Consider the following 24,298-nt stretch of genomic DNA (forward strand, 5'->3'; position numbering starts at 1 on the left):
GTTTCAATACCATTAAAAAATAAACTTATGAAAATTATTAGCGGCATTGTGCTCATCACCATGCTAAGCATTTCGATAAATGTCCCGGCACAGTATCAGCCTTCATGGGAATCACTGGACAAGAGGCCTGTTCCTGAATGGTGGAGGGATGCGAAATTTGGCATTTTTATCCATTGGGGGCTATACGCTGTTCCCGCATATGCGCCAACAACTGAGGTGAAAGGAATTTATGATAAATATGCTGAACATTATGAAAATAAGCTGTTGTCAAAAAATGAATTATTTATAAATCATCATCAGAAATATTATGGGAATAACTTTACTTATCAGGATTTCGCGCCTATGTTTAAGGCAGAATATTTTAACCCTGATAAATGGGCGGATCTGATACAAAGATCGGGCGCAAAATATGTGGTATTAACCTCAAAGCATCATGATGGCTTTTGCCTTTGGCCAAGTAAAGAGAGTCCGAAGTGGAATAGCGTGGCTATAGGCCCCCACCGGGACATCATCGCTGAACTCAGCAGTTCTGTACGTAATAAAGGATTACATATGGGATTATACTATTCTTTACTGGAATGGAACAATCCACTTTATACTCCGGCTACCATGAATAAATGGGTAGATGAGCATATGATTCCGCAAATGAAAGATTTAGTAACCAGCTATAAGCCAGAAGTGATCTTTGCAGATGGGGAATGGGATTATACCAGTGATCAGTTTAAAAGTGCGGAATTCCTTGCCTGGCTTTATAATGAATCTCCTGTAAAGCAAACGGTTGTTGTAAATGATAGATGGGGAAAAGAAACCAGAAGTAAACATGGAGGTTATTATACGACAGAATATGATGTAGTACACAATGGAAAAGGAATAGCTGAAAAGAGTGAACATCCTTGGGAAGAAAGCCGCGGCATCGGGATGTCTTATGGATATAATCAATTTGAAACAGCTGATGACTATTCCAGCTCAAAAAAGATAATTGATTTACTGATTAATAAAGTTGGGAACGGCGGTAATTTACTGTTGAATATTGGTCCGGATGCAAATGGCCTTATACCAGTAGTCATGCAGGAGAGACTTCTTAATATTGGCGAGTGGTTAAAAGTGAATGGAGAGGCCATTTATGGTAGCTCTGCATGGGAAAAACGCCCACAGTCAAGTGAAAAGTCTGTGTTTTTTACCACGAATCAAAATCAACTGTATGTAATTTGTACAAAATGGCCTGATAAGCCGATAACAATTAAGGGCATAAAGAAGGTCGGGAAAGTAAGTATGATAGGCGTAAATAATACTATTAAAAAATCATTTAAAGGTAATAGCCTTACCATTATACCGCCGGTTTTAAATCCTGGAAATTTGCCGTGTGAATATGCCTGGGTGTTTAAAGTGGAAGGTTTTGTATCAATGTAGTAACCACATTACGAGGAAGAGAATTTAATGTTTAAACAATTAGTACCTAATTAGTTGTTGGTTTTCCACATAACAAGTGAGATAACGATTGATGATGATTTATGATTCTTACTTGTTGTTGATTGTAGTTAAGTGGCTTGTAGTTATGTTGTTGTGATTTATGTATCGGAAATACGTCTTGTAATTGGCTGATTGGAGTCTGGTTCGTTGCAGCTTTTAATCGCGTCTACGACTTTGTATGAACTTAAGAACAATAACGACTAGTGTTTGTTTAGGTTAATGGTTAATGGACTGATCTTTTGTTTGTTATCCAGTTATTTTAAACAATTATTTCAAAACCAAAATTATGAAAAAGTTATTTTTAATGGTTACAGCATTGGTCATGTTAAGTTGCGGTGCCGTAGTAGCACAGGACAGCACAATGCACAAAAAAATGAAAACTCATAAAATGAGTAAAGCTAAAGATCACATCATGATGAAAGACGGTAAAATGTGGGTCATGAAAAATGGGATGCATACAGAGATGAAGGAAACGATGACCCTGCCAAACGGAACAATGGTAATGACTGATGGGATGGTGAAAATGAAGGATGGGAAGACCATGATGATGAAAAATGGCAATTCAATAGACATGATGGGCAAGATGATGCCTATGAAAATGAAAAAAACAATGGAGTCTACTACGAAAAAGGAAACTGTAAAGCAGTAGGTAGATGCTAGCAAAATGGCCTTTAACATCAAACCCGGTTAATTTATTCGGATTTTGACCGATAGGTGATGGAATAAATTGACTGGGTGTTGGAGGAATAATTAATTTTGTGTTAGCAACGATATGATTCAATGTTAAATTTACATCATGACTGAAAGGAAATCTCATTGGGATAATGTATATGCCTCAAAACAACCTGAGGAAGTGAGCTGGACACAAGATATTCCGCAAACCTCACTTGACTTTATCAATAGTTTTAATCTTCCAAAAACTGCAAATATTATTGACATTGGCGGGGGTGATAGTAAGCTTGTTGATTATTTATTGGATCAGGGATATCAAAATGTTACTGTGCTGGATATTTCAGGCATAGCATTGGAGAAAGCTAGGAAAAGATTGGGAGAAAGAGGAGACAAGGTTAAATGGATTGTCTCGGATATTACTGAGTTTAGCCCTTCTGAAAAGTACGATGTGTGGCATGATCGTGCCACCTTTCACTTTTTAGTGAGTCCTGAACAGATTCAAAGTTATTTAAGGATTGCACGTGAATCAGTTAATGGACATCTTATTATTGGAGTATTTTCAAAAAATGGACCTGAAAAGTGTAGTGGTTTAGTGATCCGACAATATTCAGAAGCGGATTTAGATCTTCAATTATCTAATGGTTTTCAAAAACTGCGATGCATTACTGAAGATCATACTACACCTTTTAATACCATACAGAATTTTCTGTTTTGCAGTTTTAAACGGCTTCTTACTTCATAATTCAATATCTTATTGCATCCTATCCAGGCTATATCTTTGGTTACCTTTTTAAATACAAGCAGTTGATTATCCAATTGTTTGTAGGCCTGGGATTATCAACATCACTGAAGATCTTGTTTGAATTTGTAATGCATTTGTAACTCGAATGCGTTTTTTTTTGCCCTAAAATTTTCAGAGGAAATAAGGAAGTTAGTCCCTTTTAGTTCCAATAAGTCACTTTAATTACCATAAATGGAGCTAAAATTGGGGTAAATAACCAACGATGATTTTGAGGAAAAAAGAAGGATTCGAGAACAAATAAGAGGTGTTTAATTATCATTCAATGAGCTCGAATGGAATTTCGTTTTGATACTTATGTTCACTAGATTTGATTATTCACGTTAGGTGTATAACCATGGCTAAGCCTAATCAATTCATGAGAACATTTTATATCGCTTTTATTTTAGCATTCTGTAGTGCAAATGTCTTTGCGCAGGTCCTTCAGGAGCACGAATTTAGTTTAAAAGGAAAAATAGCCAATTATATCCCAACTTCTGATACCAAGTCTTTTCAACTCATGTTCAATCCGCTTGAGGACCGGAGCAGTAAACTGATGGTAAATATTAACCCAGATGGTAGTTTTGTTTATAAAACCGCAATTGCCTACGCTCAGGAAGTATATGTGTTCTATCAGAATCGCAGGTATTCTTTGCTTTTTAGTCCGGGGGATAGCCTTCAGCTAGTTATTGATCCCACAGTAGCCAATATAAAGGATCCAAGATTGCTTAAAGATAGCATACGGTATCAGTCACTGATCAACGCGATGCAAGATCCTGATTCGTTGAACAAATACGATATGAATGATCATTTTATCATTTCAGCAACACATGCGGATTTCATGTACAAGCTCTATCGTAAGGTCACGAACAACTTTAGTCCTGATAGTGCCATACTCTTCAAAAAATTCGCTGCAGATCGCGACATCATCAGTTTAGGAAAATTAATCATCTGGAATGTACAACATCAAACGACTGGATTTACACGAGATGTATTTCTCACCAGGGTGTTCCTGGATGCCTTAAGTGGCTACCAGGTGAAAGAATTTGATGCGCTATGGGATGAGAAATTAATCTCTGATCCCTGGTTTATTTCGAAGATCAAGAAAAGGCGTAATGAAATCGTCCAATATTTATCTAACCAAAAAACGGGTAAAAATGCTACTTTAATAGCTGATAAACATCATGCATCCGAATTTGATACTGTCATCAAGAAGTACGCTGGTAAAGTGATCTATGTTGATTTCTGGGCGCCATGGTGTTCACCATGTATGGCAGCTATGCCTGCTTCAAAAGCTATCCAGAAGCGATTTAAAGGAAGTGACGTTGTTTTTATTTTTCTGGCGAATCGGTGCTCCAATGAATCCTGGAAAGCAACCATTGCGAATAACAATTTATCCGGAATACATTTTAATCTTAGTGACAATGAATACAAAATCTTGGCTGAGCGATTTAATATTGTTGGTATTCCGCATTATCTGATTATTGATAAACAGGGAAATGTGATCAACCCGGACGCCCCCGGCCCTGAGCAGAAAATGATGCTTACAAAAACACTTCAAAAGGCACTCGTAGAGAAATCTAAGGTGGATTAGTGTGTGGTATATAAGTCCTACTTATTGCAGAAGCTTGATTTAGCAATCATACCTATATTCATTTAACATTTTGTTAATGTGTCCGTCATTTGCTTAGTCTAGTTTTGCTTCATATTTTATGGGCAAAAACAATACTGTCGGGTTTAATGGGGATCTTGTAGCTGACTTCGATCGAAAAGCATTCGAGGATCTCTACCGTCGAATGTTTCCTACGCTTAAAAAGTATGCGATATACCTAGTCAGGGATGTTGAAGAAGCACAACTTATTTTAAATGATGTGTTTATCGCTATATGGAAAAATAAAATCTCAATCCTCAACGAAAAAGCTTATTTATTTCGGGCCGTAAAAAATGGAGCTAATAATTACCATAAAATTTCCAGATTAAATTATCAGCATATCGAGGAAGAGGAGGTACAGGAAATTATAGATGTGAAAGCTAATCCCTTTCAAAGCTATGAGAATAAGGACAAAGTGCGACTGCTTCATGATTTGATTGATCAAATGCCTGAACGCAGACGTATGATCTTTTATATGTATAGAATTGAAGGTTTCAGTTACAAGGAAATCGCTGCCCTGTTGGATATTTCTGTTCGAACAGTAGAAGATCATCTGGTTAAAGGCTTTCAGTTTTTGCAGGAAAAGGTCTTGAAAAATAAAGCGGAGTTCAGATAAACCACACTTAACCATTTCTTAATAGAACCTTAACGTTCTCAGACCCGTAATCGCTGTCTGAATCTTGTCTTCTAGTTATAAAAAGTATAACAATGGAAGAACAAATCTGGAAACTAGTACTCGATTATTTAGCTGCAAAGGAGCGGGGGGAATTGAAGGAGGTGGCAAATTTGGAGGAGCGTTTACAGGGCTGGTTGAGTAAAGATCCGTTGCACCAACAGGAACTGGATCAGGCCATTTGGCTTTGGGAAAGTACAGCTGTAATCCCGCAAGCTGAAACTTGGGAATCTAGTTTTGCAGCTATTCAAACCTCCCTTCAAAGCTCAGATGATACTTTGCTTCAAAGCGAAAAACCTCAAAAGAATAACACCTTTAGAATTTGGGCTGCAGCGGCCGCTGTTTTGGCGGCAATGGCCATCTTTATTTTGTTTAATAAAAACAGGGAAGTAGCGTCTACAGTCCCTCAAATGACCTGGACTACAAAAACATCAGGTCCTGGAAAGATTACCAATATCATGCTACCAGACAGCACGGAGATCTGGTTAAATGCAGGGAGTAGCATCAGCTTCCCTAACAACTTCAGCAAAGCTTCGTTGAGAACGGTTAAGTTACAAGGAGAGGCCTTCTTTAAAGTTAAGCGTAATCCTAATCACCCATTCCTAGTACACAGCTCAAACATTCAGACCCTGGTATTGGGAACCAGCTTTAACATTCGTGCATGGAGAAAATCCAGTCCTGAGGTAACTGTATTAACTGGTAAGGTTGCAGTATCAAGGGATTCTGCCGGAACACAATCGAAAGCAATTCATCTCCTCCCTAATCAAAAAGCAGGATATGATTTAAAATCAGGACTTCTTTACCGCGAAAACATGGAAGATGGCCGCACAGCAATTGCCTGGACCGAAGGGAAGATGGTATTTGACCAGGCGCCAATCGAAGAGGTCTTTGCGGCAATAGAACGACGATATGCAGTGAAGATCAATACAGACCAATCTTTTAAAAATTGTAAGCTCACTGCAAGTTTTGGTAACATCAATATCAATGAAGTGTTGCAAACTATTCAAATGACTTTAGATATCCATTACACCATTAACAAACAGACAATTTATATAAAAGGAGGTAAATGTAACTAGACAAAGTACAAAAAAAGCCGAAGCATGTTGACGCATGCTTACGGCTAAGAAATTCAATTTTATTTTAACCCATCAATGATTAAAACATTCAAAGTTATGAAAAAGTCCGCAGTGACTAATCAATTAATTTTTAAAGTAATGCGCTTTTTTACCCTGGTCTCTATGTTCCTTTCTGTAATGCTCTTCGCAGGGCAGGCATCGCCTTTAAAAGCGCAGGAACTAAACAGCAGAATCAGTTTCAGCTTTAAACAAGGTACCTTAACCGAATTACTTAAAAACATCGAAAAGAAAACCAATCTCTCTTTCGTTTATACCAATAAAGATGCCGTCTTAAACCGGTACGTACCAACTGTTAAAGCTGATAATGAATTGGTCAGTAGCTTGCTTCAACGCATCTTGACGCCGATGCAGCTGACTTATCAGGTTCAGCACAACCAGGTGATTATTAAAAAAGCAATCCGGGTAAAAGGAAGGGTAACCGATGAAAAAGGTTTGCCGGTACCCGGTGTGAACATCATAGAGAAAGGAGTAGACAATACCGCTGTTACCGATTTTAATGGAGAATTTAGTGTAAATGTAAAAGATGCATCAGCGGTACTCATCTTTAGAATGATGGGTTATCAGATCCAGGAAAAAGCAGTTAAAGGGGAGTCCGTGTTGAACATCAATCTGGTACCTGATCAAACTGCGCTTTCAGAAGTAGTGGTGACTGCATTAGGAATTAAACGTTCCGAAAAAGCATTGGGTTATTCCATAGCAACAGTCAAAGGCGCTGACGTGAGCACTGCCCCGGAAGTGAACGTCATTAATTCGCTGGCAGGAAAAGTGGCCGGTGTGAATGTGGTCAGCACAGGTTCTGATCCCGGTTCTTCTGCTTTCATAACGATCCGTGGCCAATCTTCCATTGCAACCGATAACCAGCCTCTTTTTGTAGTGGATGGTGTTCCTGTGGCACATTCTTTACGTGCAACATCGGAAGTAGGGCGCTCTTCAGTAGATTATGGAAGTCCGATTGCAGACATCAGTCCAGATGATATTGAAACGATCACCGTTCTGAAAGGCGCCAGTGCTGCAGCATTATATGGTAGCAGGGCAGGAAGTGGTGTCATCCTGATTACCACAAAGAGTGGCGCAGCAAGTAAGAAAGGTTTAGGTGTCAGTTTCAATTCCAGTGCTCAGTACGACAAAGCCTATCTGTTTCCTCATTTTCAAACTGAGTTTGGTGCTGGAGATTATACCGATGATCCGGCAGTTTCTACTTCTTCGGCATGGGGTCCTAGATTGAATGTAGGGACTAAACACCTGCAATGGAACAGTCCGCTGGATGCAAGCGGAAAACCAGTTCCTACAGATTGGGTATCACACCCTAATAATGCTAAAGATTTCTATGAAACAGGATCTACTTATACGAATAACATTGCCATCACCGGCAAAAATGAATCGGGTAACTACAGACTTTCCTATACCAACCTGGTGAATAAAGGCATTGTACCCAACACAGATCTGAGCAGAAATACTTTAAACCTGGCAGCAACTTATGTATTGCACCCTAAAGTGAAAATCAGCACGAATTTCGGCTATGTAAATAATAAAAGTGACAACCGTCCATCGGCCTACAGAGAGAGCGTTACTCAAATGCTTTATTCCATGCCTGCCAATATGAACATCAACGATTTGAGGAATTATTGGAAACCAGGACGTGAAAATCTGGAACAATTCTCACCTGATGATTCAGATAACCCGTTTTTTGTGGCCTATGAACATACCAATGGTTACGATAGAAACCGCATCACCGGAAACGTGCAGGCGGTAATTGACCTCACTGCTGACCTGAGTTTTATGGCGCGTACCGGTCTCGATATGTACAATGAACAGCATGAAACCAAACGTCCTTTTAGCTCTAAGCGCTTTAAATTTGGTGGTTATGGTGTAGATAATAGTTTCTTCAAGGAACAGAATACGGATTTCCTTTTGAGCTATAAGAAAATCTTAAATGAGGATTGGTCTTTTAGTCTTTCCGCAGGAGGGAACCAGATGGATCAAACGGCCAGAAGTAGCGCGCAGCGTACTGAAAGTTTAAGTATTCCTGGGATTTTTAATATCAACAACGCACAGGCCGGAACAATTACCAATTCGCAGTACAGTTCCCGTAAACGGATCAACAGTTTATACGGAATGGGACATGCTGCCTATAAAGACATGGTGTTCCTGGATGTGACTGGAAGAAACGATTGGTCGAGCACACTTCCTTCAGAAAACAATTCTTATTTCTATCCTTCAGTTTCCTTCAGTACCGTGTTGACAGATGTGTTTAAAATCAAGTCTAATGTGCTGTCCTTTGCCAAAATCAGGGCTAACTGGGCACAAGTAGGAAGTGATACTGATCCTTACCAATTGTACAACACCGTTCCTTTTAACCAGGATTGGGCTGATGTGAAAAGAGCGACTATTGAGTTTAACCTTAAAAACAACTTCCTAAAACCAGAAATTGCTACTTCTTATGAGTTTGGTGGAGATTTACGCTTCCTCGACAGCCGTTTGGGACTGGATGTGACCTGGTACAAAACGAACAAAAGAAACCAGATCATCAATATCCCTACTACCATCGCTTCGGGTGCTTCAAACCGATTGATTAACGCAGGTAACATCCAGAACAGCGGATGGGAAATTGGCTTCTTCGCCGTTCCGGTAAAATCAGCCTTAAAATGGGAAATGAATGTGAACTTCACAAAGAATGAAAACAAAGTGATCTCCCTGATGGAAGGTTTACCTGAATATTCTATGGGTAGTGCCGATGGAGATAATATCCGATACCTGATTAAAGAGGGGACAAAAATCGGAGATTTCTATACACCAAGTTATACTAAAGTGCCAACCGGGCCAAATGCAGGTGCTGCATTATTAGATAAAACCGGACATTATATCCGCAACAATTCCGAATATCTCAAAGTTGGTAATTACAATCCTGATTTTACGGTCGGCTTTAACAATACCTTCAGTTATAAACGCTTTACGCTTAATGTTTTGCTGGACTGGCGTAAAGGGGGTAATTTCTATTCTTACGTTGTTAAAAGCTTGATCAATGCGGGGTTAACAGACAATACACTGATTGGTAGAGATGCCGAAAGCGGTGGTTTGCCATGGGTAGATTCGCAAGGAAGAAATAGAAATGACGGAATGATTATTCCTGGTTTTATCGCCAATACTGATGGTACCTATTCTGAAAATAAGGTCATCATTGCCGCTTCTGATTTTTACAACAACACGTACAACAAATATTATGAACGCTTAACCTACTCCGCAACTTTCCTGAAGTTAAGAGAAGCTTCATTGACTTATGTATTTAATCAGCAATTGTTACGAAAACTTCCAATCAGCAACCTTTCTATTTCCCTGATCGGAAGAAATCTGTATACCTGGACGGCCAATGGATTGGGCTATGATCCGGAAAGCACTATGAGTGTGACCGAAGGATTTAAATTAGGAGTTGGTCATTGGACGCTACCGGGAACACGCTCTTTTGGCTTTAAATTAAGTTGTAATTTTTAATGACGATCAGAAATGAAATTCAAATATAAAACCATTATGGTGCTGTTTGTGGCTCTATTGGCTGCCTGCACTAAAGATTTCCAAGAAATCAATACCAACCCAAATTCTCCGGAAACTACCAATACGGAGTTCCTGATGTCTGAAGTAGTGGTGTCTACTGCTTATGCCTACCAGGAAAATGCAGTAGGTAGAAGACCTGCATCAGCAGCACGTTACCTGACATTGGTACGCAATACCGGTTATGACCTTTTCGACTGGGGGCCGGTGGATTGGGATGATATTTACGCCCGTTTGTCTGTCAATAAAACATTTATGGAAACCGCAGACAAGCGTTCCGAAAATCAATATGTTGCAATCGGTAAAATTATAAAGGCTTTTAACTTTGGTTATTTAACAGACCTGTATGGTGATGTCCCATACTCGCAGGCACTAAAATCAAAAGAGAGCAATTTGATCTATCCGGAGTATGATCCGCAACAGGCAATTTATCCGGATTTGTTAAAAGAACTTCGCGTAGCGAATGACCTTTTGAAAGGTGCAGTCCCTGAAATTAATGCCAAAGCCGACGTGATGTTCAAAGGCAAGGCTTTGCAATGGCGTAAGTTTGCGAACACTTTACGTTTAAGGATGTTGTTGCGCATCTCCAAAAATTATAGCCCTGCTTTTACCGAAATGCAGGAAATTATCAATGATAAAACGAATTTTCCCATTTTTGAAAGCAGTGCTGATAATGCTGAAATCCCATACCTGGGGAACTTAGCTGGCTATAGCTGGCCAGGAGGACCTTTGGCAATGATTGATTTTGATTACCAGAAAACAAAAGTAAGTAAGGAGCTGGTGGATCGCCTTGTTCAAAGAAAGGACCCCAGACTGGCCGTTTGGGTTGAACCTGTTAAAAGTACAACAGGATCGACTGTGGATCCGAATAAGTATGTTGGCGTACCCAATGCGATTGATGCACCTTCGGCATACAATGGAGGCGAGGATCACGTGTCTGTTTTCTCATCCAGCTTTTTTAGAAAGAACGGCGCATCCTCAAACCCCTTGTTGAAAGCAAGTTTGGTTACCTATACCGAGCTCTGTTTTATTTTGGCTGAAGCCATGCAGAAAGGGAAGCTAAACGTACCTGGAGAAACGGCAGAATCGATGTATTATAAGGGGATAAAGGAGTCGATGAGCAGCTACTCGGTAACCGCGCCGGCAAGTTACTACGACCAGGCTATCGTTAAATATGATGGTTCTCAAGAGCAGCTGATCACCCAAAAATGGTTGGCCATGTTGTTCAAAGGTGCAGAAGGTTGGTTTGATCAGCGTCGTACTGGTTACCCTGCCTTCGTAACAGGACCGCTTGCTGCTGGTCGAGGAATACCAAAACGTTATGTTTTCCCAGATTCTGAAAGTGCTAAAAACAAAGTAAATTATCAAAAAGCAGTGTCTGTTTTTGGTGCCGACAAAGAAACCACGCTCATGTGGTCTCTAAAATAAATTTAAAAAGATCAAACTCAATATGAATAACTTTAAAAGATCAATTTCGCTCTTGGCCATGCTGGTGACAGCTGGCCTCAGCAAAATACATGCACAGGATTTTAACCCGAAACCTTTTCCGGACCGTGTAATTTTAACCTGGACCGGAAATCCTGAAGTAAGTCAGACGGTTACCTGGCGTACCGATACCACCATTACCGCTGCTAAAGCACAAATCAAAGCGGAAGATTCTAGTCCGGCGCTGGAAGAATCGATTACTACTTATGACGCAGGGTCGCGCATATTGTCTGGCGGAAATAATTATGCGATTGCAAAGTATCATCAGGTTACTTTTGCCAACCTGAAGCCAGGAACAGTATATGCTTACCGTGTAGGGGCAGGCGACCATTGGAGTGAATGGTTTCAATTTACCACCGCATCCAATACCAATAAACCTTTTTCCTTTATTTACCTGGGCGATGCTCAGAATGATATCCGTTCCAAATGGTCCCGCGTAATCCGTAGGGCATTTGCACATCAGCCCGATGCCCGATTCATCATTCATACCGGTGACCTGATCAACCGTTCCAATAATGATCAGGAGTGGGGAGAGTGGCATTATGGAGGTGGATTCATCAATGGGATGATTCCTAGTCTGCCTTCGCCAGGTAACCATGAATATGTAAGAGATGAACAGAGAAAGCTGATTCTGGATCCGCATTGGGGCGTACAATATACTTTACCAGGTAATGGACCCAAAGGCCTGGAAGAATCTGTGTATTATGTAGATTATCAGAATGTACGGATCATTTCTTTAGATTCTCAAATGATCATTCTGGATGAGGCCGCTGCTAAAACTCAATATGAATGGCTGGAAAAGGTTTTAAAAGAAAACAAGCAATTGTGGACGGTGATTACCTTTCACCATCCTATCTTTTCTACTGCTAAAAGCAGGGATAATAAAGACTTTAGAGAGCGTTTTAAACCATTATTTGATCAATACCACATCGACCTTGTTTTGCAAGGCCATGACCATACTTATAGCCGCGGACAAAATCTGCCTCGCGGATTGTCGGGCAGAGAAGCCAGTGGACCAGTATACCTGGTTTCCGTTGCCGGTCCTAAAATGTATAAAGTAGATGGCGCCAAATGGATGAATGTCTCTTTGGAAAATACACAGCTTTTTCAAACGATTCATGTGGATGGTCAGCACTTAAAGTTTGAGGCTTACAAAACTTCAGGTGAATTGTTTGATGCTTTTTCTCTGAAGAAATCAAGCAGAGACCATGCCGCTGAATTTACAGATATGAATCCTGCTGCAAAGCAACAATCATATAAATGATGTTGATGAATCGAAAAGCAAACTTACTTACGCTGATCTTAACGGGCCTTATTTTTACCGCATTTGGACAGCGAACCATGCCGCCGCTTCCCAGATGTAAAAATGGCTTTATAGTGATTGCCCATAGGGGAAGCCATTTGGTGAAACCCGAAAATAGCATTGCCGCTATTGAAGAAGCCATTGAACTTGGTGCGGATTATGTGGAGTTAGACCTTCGTACTACCCGTGATGGTCATCTGGTTTTAATACACAATGAAACCGTAGACCATACTACCAATGGTAAAGGCAGAATACAGGACTTAAACCTGGATGAAGTTGAAAAACTTAGTCTGAATGCTAAGGATGGAAAACTATATCAGCTGACAAGTTTTAAAGAAGCTTTAAAGACCTGTAAAAACCGCATTAATATTTACCTGGATTTTAAAGCCGCCGATGTGTTGCAGGCATACAAGGAAATTGTTGCTGCAGGTATGGAAAAACAAGTCCTGGTTTATATCAATAAGATAGAACAATATAAATCATGGAAGGCAGTGGCTCCACAAATGCCACTGATGTCTGGCTTGCCAAAAAGTATAAAAACAAAAGCGGAGCTGCGCTCTTTTCTTAAAGAAATGCCTTTGGAGGCGACCGATAATATTCCAAATGAAACGCTTATTGATGCGATGAGAGAAAATGGATTGTCGGTCTTTTTAGATGTGCAAATGGCAGATGAAGATCCCATAAAATGGAAAGCTGCCATGGATAAAGGTATTCATGGGGTTCAAACGGACCATCCAGCTGCGCTAATTAAGTACTTACAAATAAATAATCTGCGTAATGGTATAAATTTATCCAGGCATTAGGTCTTGAAAAAACGTTGATTGTTATCGTAATGCCCTTAGAAAAGCCGTCTCCAATTGATTTTGGAGGCGATTTTTTATTGCATGCTCCACTAACTCATACTTCTATATTCATTCGGTGTCATTCCCGTTTTCTGTTTGAACAGACGTGTTAGATGTTGTTGGTATTTAAATCCTAATTCATCTGCTATCTTATTTATGGATTTAGTAGGATCAAATATTTTGAGTTTAGCTTCCTCTATCAACTTAGATTGGATATAATCCAATGCAGTAATACCTGTTTCTTTTTTTATTAAATCTCCAAAATAATTTGGCGACAAATGTAATTGCTCCGCGCACCAGGTTACAGTTGGTAAGCCTAAATTATGCGCTAAATTGGATTTGAAGTAATCATTCAATAGGTTTTCAAATCTCAGTAAAACATCATTGTTGGCATTAGTACGCGTGATAAATTGACGATCATAAAAACGCATACAGTAATTAAGAAAAAGCTCAATATTGGATACGATTAAGGTTTTACTGTGTTTGTCAATGTTCAAATCAATTTCAGAGGCAATTTTATCAAGACAATCATTAATAGTTGCGCTTTCTTTTTTTGATAAATGGAGTGCTTCGTTCACTTCATAAGAAAAAAAGGAATAATCTTTTATCTGTTTCCCCAGATGTGTCCCAACAATTAAATCAGGATGAAATACCAATGCCTTCCCGGATGGTTTAATAATTTCGCCCTTACTGTCAATACCGTAAACCTGACCGGGTGAAATAAATACCAGTGTCCCATCTTCGTAATCATAAGGCTGACAACCATACCTCATATCACCACATTTTATATTCTTTAAGAAAACAGCATAAACGCCCATATGTCGTCGGAAATTGTGATAGGTAGGAATCTCATCAAAATTAACCACGCTTACTAAGGGATGCAATGTATCTACACCCATGGATTCGTTATACTGCCTTACGGTATCAATCCTTTCAAAGTCTTTCATAGCATAAAAATCACAGAGACAAATTTAAGAAACCTAACTTATTAGACAGCGACGTTAATGCCATATCAGTAAAACTGGTAAAAACATCAGTATCCTGTCTACATCGTATCCAAACAATACTGGCGAAATTTGAATAATTATTTATCGGGTTCAATGCTTGCAAAATTTGAAATCATAATATAAAATATATAAGTATGAAAAGATGCTTGAAAATCAAACACTTGTTGGTTAATACAGTTGTGTTAATGACATTTATAACAGCTTCTTGTAACCCATCACAAAATATAGATACCATGACAGCAGAAATCAACACCGCAATTTTTCCTAAAGGCACGAAACTATCAAATGATTGGTTTAGTGGAGATGCTTTTCTTCATCCATTATTAGCAAAAGATAAAAACAACGAATTTGCTATGGGGAGTGTGACTTTTGAACCCGGAGCAAGAACCCATTGGCATACCCATCCCAAAGGACAGGTATTGATCATCACTGAAGGAGCAGGTTTTTATCAGGAAAGAGGAAAACCTGCTCAAGCTATAAAAAAAGGAGATGTCGTAAACATTCCTGAAGGCGTTGAACATTGGCATGGTGCTGCCTCCTCAAGTAAGGTGGTTCATATCGCGATTACTAATTATCAGGGCGAAGAGAATGTAGTTTGGCTGAATCCGGTTACAGATGAAGAATATAATCATGTAAATAAAAAATAGGGCTGATGAATAACTTTATAAAGTATTTCCTGATACTTTTTTTAACCATAAATGCAACTAAAATGAATGCCCAAAATCAATCACATATCCCAAAGTCATTAAATGATCAGGAAAAAAGTTTGGTTAATATTTCTGCTTTAACAGCGGTTGGAGATTTAGAAAAGTTAAGGATTCAATTCAATGCAGGGCTGGATGCTGGATTATCAGTAAATGAAATTAAAGAATTACTGGTTCAGCTATATGCATATTGTGGATTTCCTAGAAGTCTTAATGGTATCAGTGCTTTGATGAATGTTTTAGACGAACGGAAATCTAAAGGCATTACAGATAAACAAGGTAATGTAGGTGAAATTCCAGCTACTGATAAAGACAAGTACGAAAAAGGCAGGAAAGTTCTGGAAATATTAACTAAATCTGAGCAAATCAAACCTGCACCCGGTTTCGGGGAGTTTGCTCCAAGGATAGACGCTTTTTTAAAAGAACACTTGTTTGCAGATATTTTTGAAAGTGAAGTATTGACCTTCAAACAAAGGGAATTGGTTACTATTGCTGCATTAGCTGCAATGACAGGTGTTGAAGCACAGTTGAAAGATCATGTTGGTATGGGAATCAATACAGGGATCACCGAAAATCAATTGGTTGATGTTGCCAATCTAATCGAGAAAACAATCAACACTACACAGGCAAATGTCTTAAGAAAAGTGTTGTCAAAGCCTGAAAATCCTGTCATTGCACCCGATATGTTAGTGCGTATTTCAGAAATCGAGATTATACCTGAATATTTGGAAGCCTACAATACCATCTTGAATGAAGAAGCAGCGGCTTCCGTTAAAATAGAGCCAGGAGTTATTGCAATTTTTCCAATGTACCTTAAAGAAAATCCCAATCAGATCAGGATTATTGAAATTTATGCCAATAAACAGGCTTATCTATCACATTTGGAAACAGCTCACTTTAAAATTTACAAATCAGGAACTTTGAAGATGGTTAAATCATTAAAATTGATAGATATGAATGCCATTGATCATGAAACAATGCAATTGATTTTTAGCAAAATGGGCAAGTAACCAATGTCAGTATAGCAACATTATTTTGGTCTAATAGTTTACCTTCCCATCGAGCTGTACTTGTTTAATTCTAACGGATAATAGCTCTCCTCATCAAGCGTTGGTCAAAACGTTGTAATTAACCTCTAAGACAGATGACATATCTTAATAAATGGGTAGATAAACGAAAAGCTTAAAGTTATTTCCATTATAATTGCAATTCTGATAAAAAAAAGGCATCTCTGATGAAACAGTTACTCAAAGCACATTTTGGAAAAATAATTCCCCTTTCAGATGAAGTATTTGAATACGTTTTTTCACATTTTACCTATCGGAAATTCAAAAAACACCAATATCTGGTTCAGCAGGACAACAAAATAGAAAATGAATTCTGGGTAATTAAGGGTTTGCTGAAGTCGTTTTATATTGATGAAAGCGGACGGGAGCATATTCTGCAGTTTGCCATGGAAGACTGGTGGATTTCTGATTACCATGCGCTGGTCACTAATACTCCAGCTACTTTAAACATTGATTGTATTGAAGATTGTGAGGTCTATATGCTGTCTTATGAAAACCGTGAAAAACTCTGCCGGGAAATTCACGAGATTTCTAATTTCTTCCTTAAAAAAACCGGTAGCGGCTATATTGCGTTACAGCAACGAATTCGGCTTCTTCTCCTTAAAAATCCACAGGAACGATATGATCGTTTACTGAAATTAAACTCCTCCCTTCTGCAACGCATCCCTAAAACATTACTAGCCTCCTATCTGGGAGTGTCGCGTGAAAGCCTCAGCAGGTTTAATCACTAATTATGTGATCCAGATCACAGTTTTTTTGTGTGCTCACTCAACTAGTATTTCTGTATACCTGTTTAACTTTGATCAACTTAATCAAACAAAGATTGTTGTATAGGTAAATAAGTATAAACTGTCAGAAGTGTTACTAAATGTTCTATCTCATCATATAAAATATAAATAATTATGAAAATACTGATTGTCTTAACATCACATAGCGATTTGGGTAATACAGGTGAAAAAACAGGGTTCTGGGTAGAAGAATTTGCTGCCCCTTATTATGTATTGGCCGATGCTGGTGCCGAACTTACCATTGCATCACCAAAGGGAGGTCAGCCGCCCATTGACCCTAAAAGTGAGCTGCCCGATTTTCAAACAGCGGCAACTCATAGGTTTGACAAGGATCAGGCTTTAAAAGAAAAACTAGCCAATACGGTAAAACTAAGCGAAGTAAAATCAGAAGATTATGATGCTGTATTCTATCCGGGTGGTCACGGACCTCTGTGGGATCTTGCAAATGACGCTAATTCAATCCAACTTATTGAAGGTTTTAACCATCAGGAAAAACCAATTGCCTTGGTATGCCACGCTCCAGGTGTATTGATCAAAGTAAAGGGAGTTAATGGTGACCCTTTTGTTAAAGGCAAACAAGTAACCGGTTTTTCCAACAGCGAGGAAGCTGCAGTTCAATTAACAGAGGTTGTGCCATTTTTACTTGAGGATGAGTTAAAAAAACTTGGCGGTACTTACAGTAAAGGAGCAGATTGGGGATCTTATGTTTTAAAAGATGGCCTGCTGATTACCGGACAAAATCCAGCTTCATCAGAAGAAGCGGCGAAGGAGTTGTTAAAAGCGTTAAAAAAATAAATACACTTTTACTTCTTGAAATAGGTTGACATAAATTTAACCCTAATAATCCTTATCTGTTCATTCAGGTAAGGATTGTTTGTTTATGGACCTGACTAAGGACCAATGCATGAATATTATTCAGGTTGTAGTATAAGATGAGGGTACCATAATCCAGATTGACTTATCATGGCGCTAAACTTAACAGAAAAATTACCTTATATTAATTGCTTGTACAGAATTTCTACAGATTGATGTTGTTTGTTTGTTATTAAAAAAACATGAAAAACACCGTGTTAATGCTTTTGTCATGCAGTCTGCTGACTGCACTTTCTGCAAGTAGCCAGACCAAAACAAACCTGCACCTGCTAAACACTTACCATGTTGAGGGTGGTGGTAAATGGGATTACCTGTTGGCAGATTCATCTAGCGATAAATTGTATATTTCACATGGGACATCGGTTAATATTTTAAATAAAAAAACCGGAGCGGCATTAGGATTGATACCAAATACATTAGGTGTGCATGGGATTGTTCTGGTAAAAACCTTAAATAAAGGATATATCAGCAATGGTAAAACAGGTGATTGTACGGTATTTAATAGTACTACTGATCTGGAGATCGGGAGAATCAAAACCGGAGAAAATCCTGATGCGATGTTATATGATGAGTATTCAAAGAAGCTGTTTGTATTTAACGGAAAAAGCGCTGATGCGACTGTCATTGATCCCCTTACTGATAAAGTGATAGCGACTATACCACTAGGAGGTAAACCTGAAACCGGGGTTTCTGATGGTAAAGGATTAATATTTGTCAATATTGAGGACAAAAACGAAGTGGTCTGTTTTAACGCAAATGATTATAAGATACTTAAAAGATATCCACTTAAAACAGGCGAAGAACCATCGGGTTTAGCGATAGATAGAAATACCTCCCGCTTATTCATAGGATGTGCCAATAAGGTCATGCTGGTTATGGATATAAAAAGTGGAAAAATCATTAGCAGCGTTCCTATCGGAGAAGGAAGTGATGGAATTGCGTTTGACCCTGTTTTAAAACATGTTTATAGTTCTAATGGTGAAGGAACGGTAACTGTGATCAAGGCATCAGCGAAGGATCAATACCGGGTTAGCCAAACTTTGAAAACTACTCCAGGTGCAAGAACCATTAGCCTGGATTCTAAAACACACCACATTTTCTTATCGGTTGGAGATAATTCCCTGGAGCCTGGTACTTTCCGTGTATTGGAATACGGCATGTAATAAGAAGGTTAAATAAGTTTATCAAGATATGATGAATACAATTGTTATTAAAAATTATTCAAGACTTAAGCCGACTTTATTTTTATTACCCTCAATTTTTTTAGTTTTAATCGTTGTGCTTCTTTATCAGCAAGATGCTTTATCTGTTGATAAATATATACAGATTCAGAAAAATGCTTTCATTTTTCTGAATTCAAAATTAGCTCTATTTCCGAAAACAATGTTTAACCTTACCCAGCTTGGAGATGAAATAGTTTTAATATCCTTCCTAGGCATTTTTATTATATATGCCCCTAAAATGTGGGAATGCTTAATATCAGCGTCACTTATTTCATGTATAATTTGTACTTCACTAAAAGAAATATTTTCAGTACCAAGGCCCGCTGCGGTATTTGATCATGATCGTTTCGTGATTATCGGAAAAGCACTAACTGGACACAATAGTTTACCTTCTGGACACTCAATTACAGTTTTTACAGTACTTACAGTCCTATTGTTCGCATTTATGCCACAGCGGTTAAATTATAAAATTTTATGGTGTATTTTTATAATTGGTGCAGGATTGATCCTTGTGTTTACCAGGGTAGGTGTAGGAGCACACTACCCGCTTGATGTTATTATAGGTGGACTTATCGGATATATTTCAGGACTTTTAGGTGTTTTTATTAATGAAAAATATCCAATTTGGACTTGGATCAACAATAAAAGATACTATCCAATTATCATATTATTCTTTCTGTTTTGTTGTATTTCATTGGTAAATAGATTGCTGGATGATCATTTGATCATATTCTATTTATCATTAATCACTTTAGTTATTTCACTATATCGAATTATTAATGTTTATGTTAAAAAATAATTTAAAGATAACTCATTTTGCAGTGTTGATGAGTTTTCTTAATTTTTTATTCTTTCATTTCCCTTTTTTCAGCTTCGTCTTCAAAAATGTTGATTATAAAAGTTTAAATGGTGCTTTTCTCATCATTAGTATAATTATAATCATGTTGGTTCTAAATGCCTTTATTTTTTACCTCATTTGTTTTCTGTCGCGTTTTGTTGGGAAATTTTTATTGGTCTTATTCTTTATAATCAGCGCAATTGCGGTCTACTTTATTAATACCTATGGTGTTCTAATAGATAAAACTATGATTGGTAATATACTCAATACCAATTATGCCGAGTCGAGTAGTTTTTTCTCCATAAAATTAATAATATACCTCATTTTATTTGGTGTCCTTCCAAGCATTTACATCATTAAAGTCAAGATCATAAATGTAACATGGAAGCGGTTTGCAATCACTTCTTCGCTTACCTTATTATTTATTCTTGCTTTAGTATTTGCTAATGCAAGCAATTGGTTATGGATTGATAAAAATGCAAAAACGTTAGGTGCGTTGCCAATGCCTTGGTCTTACACTGCAAATACTTATCTTTTTTATAAGGATAAATTTAAAAGTAATGAAAAAGAAATTTTGCTACCGGATGCTACCATAAAAGATAACCAGAAGTCGGTCGTAGTCTTAGTCATAGGGGAATCTGCAAGAAGTGAAAATTTTTCTTTGTATGGCTACAAGAAAAATACGAATCCACTGCTTTCCAAAACACCTCATGTATTTCATTTTAATGCGACCTCTTGTGCCACTTATACTACTGCAGGTGTAAAATGTATTTTAGAACATACGAATTCTGATAAGTTGTATGAAATTTTACCCAACTATTTATATAGAAATAATGTAGATGTTATTTGGAGAACCACAAACTGGGGAGAACCACCAGTGCATATCAAGGATTATCAAAACAGAGATGTTTTAATGCAAAACTGTAAAGGCGATGGATGTAATTATGATGAGGTTCTTTTGAATGGGCTAAAAGAACAAATACTAGCCAGCAAAAAGAACAAAATACTAATCATATTGCACACAAGTACAAGTCATGGGCCTACCTATAGTAAGAAGTATCCGACTCAATTTGAGGTTTTTAAGCCGGTATGTAATAGTGTTGAATTAGGGAGTTGTTCTCAAACTGAACTAATTAATGCTTATGACAATACGATTGTTTACACGGATTATATTTTATCCAAATTAATTGGGGATTTGAAACAATTACACGAGTATAAAAGTGCAATGATTTTTGTCTCAGATCATGGTGAATCTTTAGGAGAAAAAAATCTATATATGCATGGGGTACCTATAAGTATTGCTCCTAAAGAACAATATGAAATTCCTTTTATTGTTTGGGTTTCGGATGGTTCAAAACAAGTCAAGCCTAATAAAATGTTATCTCAAAACCATGTATTTCATAGTGTTTTAAATTTTTTAAACATACAGAGTCCCATTTATGAGGAGCAAATGAATATTTTTAAGTAATTAAAGTTCCAAATACTTTTTTTCTATCCTGGAAGTTTTTAGCTGAATAATTACTAATGGCATTAGGTTATAGTTGTTTAGTCCATCTTTTTCGTAGAATATTCTATTTTTTTTTGTTGGAAAACAACTTAGTTTTAAGTTTTCTTCCTGGTTTGTTTTTTAAATAAACTCGATCTGAAAACCGTTCCAACAGAAACAACTAAGCATATTTTATTTAAATGAATTGCAAAAAAATCTATTTCAGGCTTGCATCTCTTGTTGTAATACTCACCACAATAGGTGTTAGGGAAATATCCGCTCAAAATAAATCCATTACCAGAATGGGTTCCATGAATACGCTTTCATTTGATCAGGGATGGTCATTTGCAAGGTATGGTTTGCAACCGGATGGCACAAGGAAAGAAGAACCCTCTGGTTTAGAAGTTTCTTCATTTCATGACAGTGGCTGGCAAAAATTGAACTTACCACATGACTGGGCCATTAGTGGCCCTTTTAGAATTGAGCTGGAAGGCTCAACAGGGAAGTTACCCTGGAAAGGAATTGGATGGTACAGAAAGCATTTTACGGTACATCAGGCTGATGCAGGGAAACGTGTGTTTGTAGATTTCGACGGAGCAATGGCTAACGCAAAAATCTGGTTAAATGGAAAGTACGTAGGCACATGGCCCTATGGATATTCTTCATTTAGAATGGATTTAACACCTTTTCTTGAGTTTGGAAAAGAAAATGTACTGGCCGTTCGTTTAGACACCGAGGACTGGGATTCACGTTGGTATCCTGGTGCCGGAATTTACCGACATGTATGGTTGGTGAAGACAGATCCTGTACATGTGGGACATTGGGGGACCTATATTACCACGCCTCAGGTTTCTGATCAGAAAGCTGTGGTAAATATTGTCACAACTGTAAATAATCAATCCCTTAAAGATGAAAAAGCTATTGTCCGAACCACACTATATGAGCTGGATAAATTGGACAAACCCTCACTTCAGGTAGGAGTTACAAAAGATATCAGCATTGATATTAATGCGGGAGAAAATAAGGGAGTCTCCTCAAAAGCAATCCTACTGAAGCCTAAACTTTGGAGTATTGAAACTCCTCATCGTTATGTTGCAAAAACAACCATCCATATTAATGGAAAAGTGGTGGACAGCTATTTTACGCCATTTGGTGTCAGAACGATTGAGTTTACCGCTAAAAATGGCTTTTTGTTGAATGGCAAACGTGTACAGATTCAAGGAACTTGTAATCACCATGATTTAGGCGCATTGGGTGCCGCTTTTAACCTTAGTGCTTTAACACGTCAGTTGAAACTTCTAAAAGATATGGGCTGCAATTCCTTGCGTACTTCCCATAATCCACCTGCTCCTGAATTATTGGAAATGGCAGATAAAATGGGATTTCTAGTTTGGGATGAAGCTTTTGATGCCTGGGAAAAAGGAAAGCGTAAAAATGATTACAACAAAATTTTTGACGAATGGCACGATAAGGATTTAACGGCATTAGTACATCGTGATCGGAATCACCCTTCTGTTTTTATATGGTCAATTGGTAATGAAGTAATGGAACAGCAAAATGCGGAACTTACTAAACATCTGGTTGATATTGTACATCGTAAAGATCCTACACGCCCGGTCTCTAATGGCTATAACGATCCGGATGGAGGTCGTAGTTCGGGTGCCGTAGTGGCATTAGATTTAATGGGTGTAAATTACTTTTTTGGTCAGCAAGCGCGTTGGGATGCGGATCCGAGGTATGCCAATAAGCCGACTTTGGGGAGTGAAACCTCTTCTTGTGTAAGTACTCGTGGAACCTATTATTTTGGAGGAACGGAATACAAAAACTGGCAAATTACCTCATACGATACCGCAAGCCCAGGTTGGGGATGCGCTCCGGATGAACAATTTAGGACTAATGCCAAATATCCAAATTTGCTGGGGGAATATGTGTGGACTGGTTTTGACTATTTAGGAGAACCTACACCTTACAACTCAGATGAAACGAATTTACTTAATTTCCGAACTGATGCCAGTAAAAAAGAGGATTTGGAGAAACAATTAGCCGCTATCCGTAAAAATAATCCACCATCAAGGAGTAGCTATTTTGGAATTATTGATTTAGCAGGTTTTCCTAAAGACCGATTTTATAGTTATCAGGCACAATGGCGTCCCAATCTTCCAATGGCACATATTCTTCCGCATTGGAACTGGCCTGAGCGCTTGGACTCGATCACACCTGTACACGTTTATACGTCTGGCGATGAAGCCGAGTTGTTTTTAAACGGGAAGAGTTTAGGACGTAAGGCAAAAACACCAGGAAAGGACTTTCGTCTGGTTTGGGATAAAGTAATTTATCAACCTGGAGTGCTAAAAGTGCTGAGTTATAAAAAGGGGAAACTCTGGGCAACTGATGTTGTGAAAACTACAGGCGCAATGGCTAAGTTAGCCCTTTCTTCTGATCGGACAAGTACAAAGGCGGATAAAGATGATTTGTGTTTTATCACGTTAAAAGTAACTGATAAAGCCGGACTAATGGTTCCTGGCTCTAATCCTGATATACATTTTTCAATTGAAGGACCGGGAGAAATTGTGGCAACAGATAATGGTGATGCAACCAGTTTTGTCTCTTTTCAGAGCCATGAACGGCCAGCATTTAATGGAATGGCCTTGTTAATCGTAAAACCGAAAAAAGGGGCTAAGGGGATGATTACCATTAAGGCCCAAAGTGATGGTCTAGCCACAGGGTTTACTAAGATCCAAGTTCAATAATCAGAA

At 38.3% G+C, this 24,298-nt stretch carries 19 protein-coding genes; 18 read left to right on the forward strand and 1 reads right to left on the reverse strand.

The annotated features are described in order from the left end of the window. Positions 1-27: 27 nt before the first annotated feature. The 10 genes from GM920_RS00780 to GM920_RS00825 all read left to right on the forward strand — a co-directional run bounded on the left by GM920_RS00780 (position 28) and on the right by GM920_RS00825 (position 13,517). Complete coding sequence (locus tag GM920_RS00780) at positions 28-1,410, forward strand: alpha-L-fucosidase (protein WP_182952711.1); 1,383 nt, start codon at positions 28-30, stop codon at positions 1,408-1,410. Positions 1,411-1,756: 346 nt separating this feature from the next. Next, the gene (locus tag GM920_RS00785) at positions 1,757-2,119 is read left to right on the forward strand and encodes a DUF6799 domain-containing protein (RefSeq protein WP_182952712.1); all 363 of its coding nucleotides are present in this window, start codon (positions 1,757-1,759) and stop codon (positions 2,117-2,119) included. 147 nt (positions 2,120-2,266) lie between these two features. Next, positions 2,267-2,884: a class I SAM-dependent methyltransferase gene (locus tag GM920_RS00790; RefSeq protein ID WP_182952713.1), complete on the forward strand. Its 618-nt coding sequence runs from the start codon at positions 2,267-2,269 to the stop codon at positions 2,882-2,884. A 415-nt stretch (positions 2,885-3,299) separates the two neighbouring features. After that, the gene (locus GM920_RS00795; protein WP_182952714.1) at positions 3,300-4,514 is read left to right on the forward strand and encodes a TlpA family protein disulfide reductase; all 1,215 of its coding nucleotides are present in this window, start codon (positions 3,300-3,302) and stop codon (positions 4,512-4,514) included. A 118-nt stretch (positions 4,515-4,632) separates the two neighbouring features. After that, entirely contained in the window at positions 4,633-5,187 is a 555-nt protein-coding gene (locus GM920_RS00800) for a sigma-70 family RNA polymerase sigma factor (RefSeq protein WP_182952715.1), read from the forward strand. 92 nt (positions 5,188-5,279) lie between these two features. After that, complete coding sequence (locus tag GM920_RS00805; protein WP_182952716.1) at positions 5,280-6,320, forward strand: FecR family protein; 1,041 nt, start codon at positions 5,280-5,282, stop codon at positions 6,318-6,320. Positions 6,321-6,416: 96 nt separating this feature from the next. Further along, positions 6,417-9,869, forward strand: a complete 3,453-nt coding sequence (locus GM920_RS00810) for a SusC/RagA family TonB-linked outer membrane protein (protein WP_182952717.1) — start codon at positions 6,417-6,419, stop codon at positions 9,867-9,869. A gap of 12 nt (positions 9,870-9,881) precedes the next feature. After that, complete coding sequence (locus tag GM920_RS00815; protein WP_182952718.1) at positions 9,882-11,354, forward strand: SusD/RagB family nutrient-binding outer membrane lipoprotein; 1,473 nt, start codon at positions 9,882-9,884, stop codon at positions 11,352-11,354. Between the two features lie 22 nt (positions 11,355-11,376). Further along, the gene (locus GM920_RS00820; protein WP_182952719.1) at positions 11,377-12,675 is read left to right on the forward strand and encodes a purple acid phosphatase family protein; all 1,299 of its coding nucleotides are present in this window, start codon (positions 11,377-11,379) and stop codon (positions 12,673-12,675) included. 5 nt (positions 12,676-12,680) lie between these two features. Further along, a complete protein-coding gene (locus GM920_RS00825; protein WP_182952720.1) occupies positions 12,681-13,517 on the forward strand; it encodes a glycerophosphodiester phosphodiesterase family protein in 837 nt (278 codons plus the stop codon). Between the two features lie 89 nt (positions 13,518-13,606). Here the strand turns inward: GM920_RS00825 and GM920_RS00830 are convergent, their stop codons facing one another. Then, complete coding sequence (locus tag GM920_RS00830) at positions 13,607-14,503, reverse strand: helix-turn-helix domain-containing protein (RefSeq protein ID WP_182952721.1); 897 nt, start codon at positions 14,501-14,503, stop codon at positions 13,607-13,609. Positions 14,504-14,796: 293 nt separating this feature from the next. Here GM920_RS00830 and GM920_RS00835 point away from each other — a divergent pair, with 293 nt between their 5' ends. From GM920_RS00835 to galB, 8 genes are all read left to right on the forward strand, one after another. Next, complete coding sequence (locus tag GM920_RS00835) at positions 14,797-15,210, forward strand: (R)-mandelonitrile lyase (RefSeq protein ID WP_182955253.1); 414 nt, start codon at positions 14,797-14,799, stop codon at positions 15,208-15,210. A gap of 5 nt (positions 15,211-15,215) precedes the next feature. Next, entirely contained in the window at positions 15,216-16,277 is a 1,062-nt protein-coding gene (locus tag GM920_RS00840) for a carboxymuconolactone decarboxylase family protein (protein WP_182952722.1), read from the forward strand. 224 nt (positions 16,278-16,501) lie between these two features. Further along, entirely contained in the window at positions 16,502-17,065 is a 564-nt protein-coding gene (locus GM920_RS00845; RefSeq protein ID WP_182952723.1) for a Crp/Fnr family transcriptional regulator, read from the forward strand. Between the two features lie 171 nt (positions 17,066-17,236). Next, positions 17,237-17,917 carry a type 1 glutamine amidotransferase domain-containing protein gene (locus tag GM920_RS00850; RefSeq protein WP_182952724.1) on the forward strand — a complete coding sequence of 227 codons (681 nt, stop codon included), beginning with the start codon at positions 17,237-17,239 and terminating at the stop codon, positions 17,915-17,917. 260 nt (positions 17,918-18,177) lie between these two features. Further along, a complete protein-coding gene (locus tag GM920_RS00855) occupies positions 18,178-19,158 on the forward strand; it encodes a YncE family protein (protein WP_182952725.1) in 981 nt (326 codons plus the stop codon). Between the two features lie 28 nt (positions 19,159-19,186). After that, on the forward strand, positions 19,187-20,017 hold the full coding sequence (locus GM920_RS00860) for a phosphatase PAP2 family protein (protein ID WP_235964393.1): 831 nt from the start codon (positions 19,187-19,189) through the stop codon (positions 20,015-20,017). Then, on the forward strand, positions 20,004-21,524 hold the full coding sequence (gene eptA, locus GM920_RS00865; protein ID WP_182952726.1) for a phosphoethanolamine--lipid A transferase EptA: 1,521 nt from the start codon (positions 20,004-20,006) through the stop codon (positions 21,522-21,524). Before GM920_RS00860 ends, eptA begins: the two co-directional genes overlap by 14 nt. A 218-nt stretch (positions 21,525-21,742) precedes the next feature. Further along, positions 21,743-24,292 (forward strand): beta-galactosidase GalB, encoded by a 2,550-nt coding sequence (gene galB, locus GM920_RS00870; protein ID WP_182952727.1) that lies wholly within the window; start codon positions 21,743-21,745, stop codon positions 24,290-24,292. Positions 24,293-24,298 lie beyond the last annotated feature (6 nt).

Origin of the sequence: Pedobacter gandavensis (assembly GCF_014172405.1) — a bacterium.
Taxonomy (GTDB): Bacteria; Bacteroidota; Bacteroidia; order Sphingobacteriales; family Sphingobacteriaceae; genus Pedobacter; species Pedobacter gandavensis.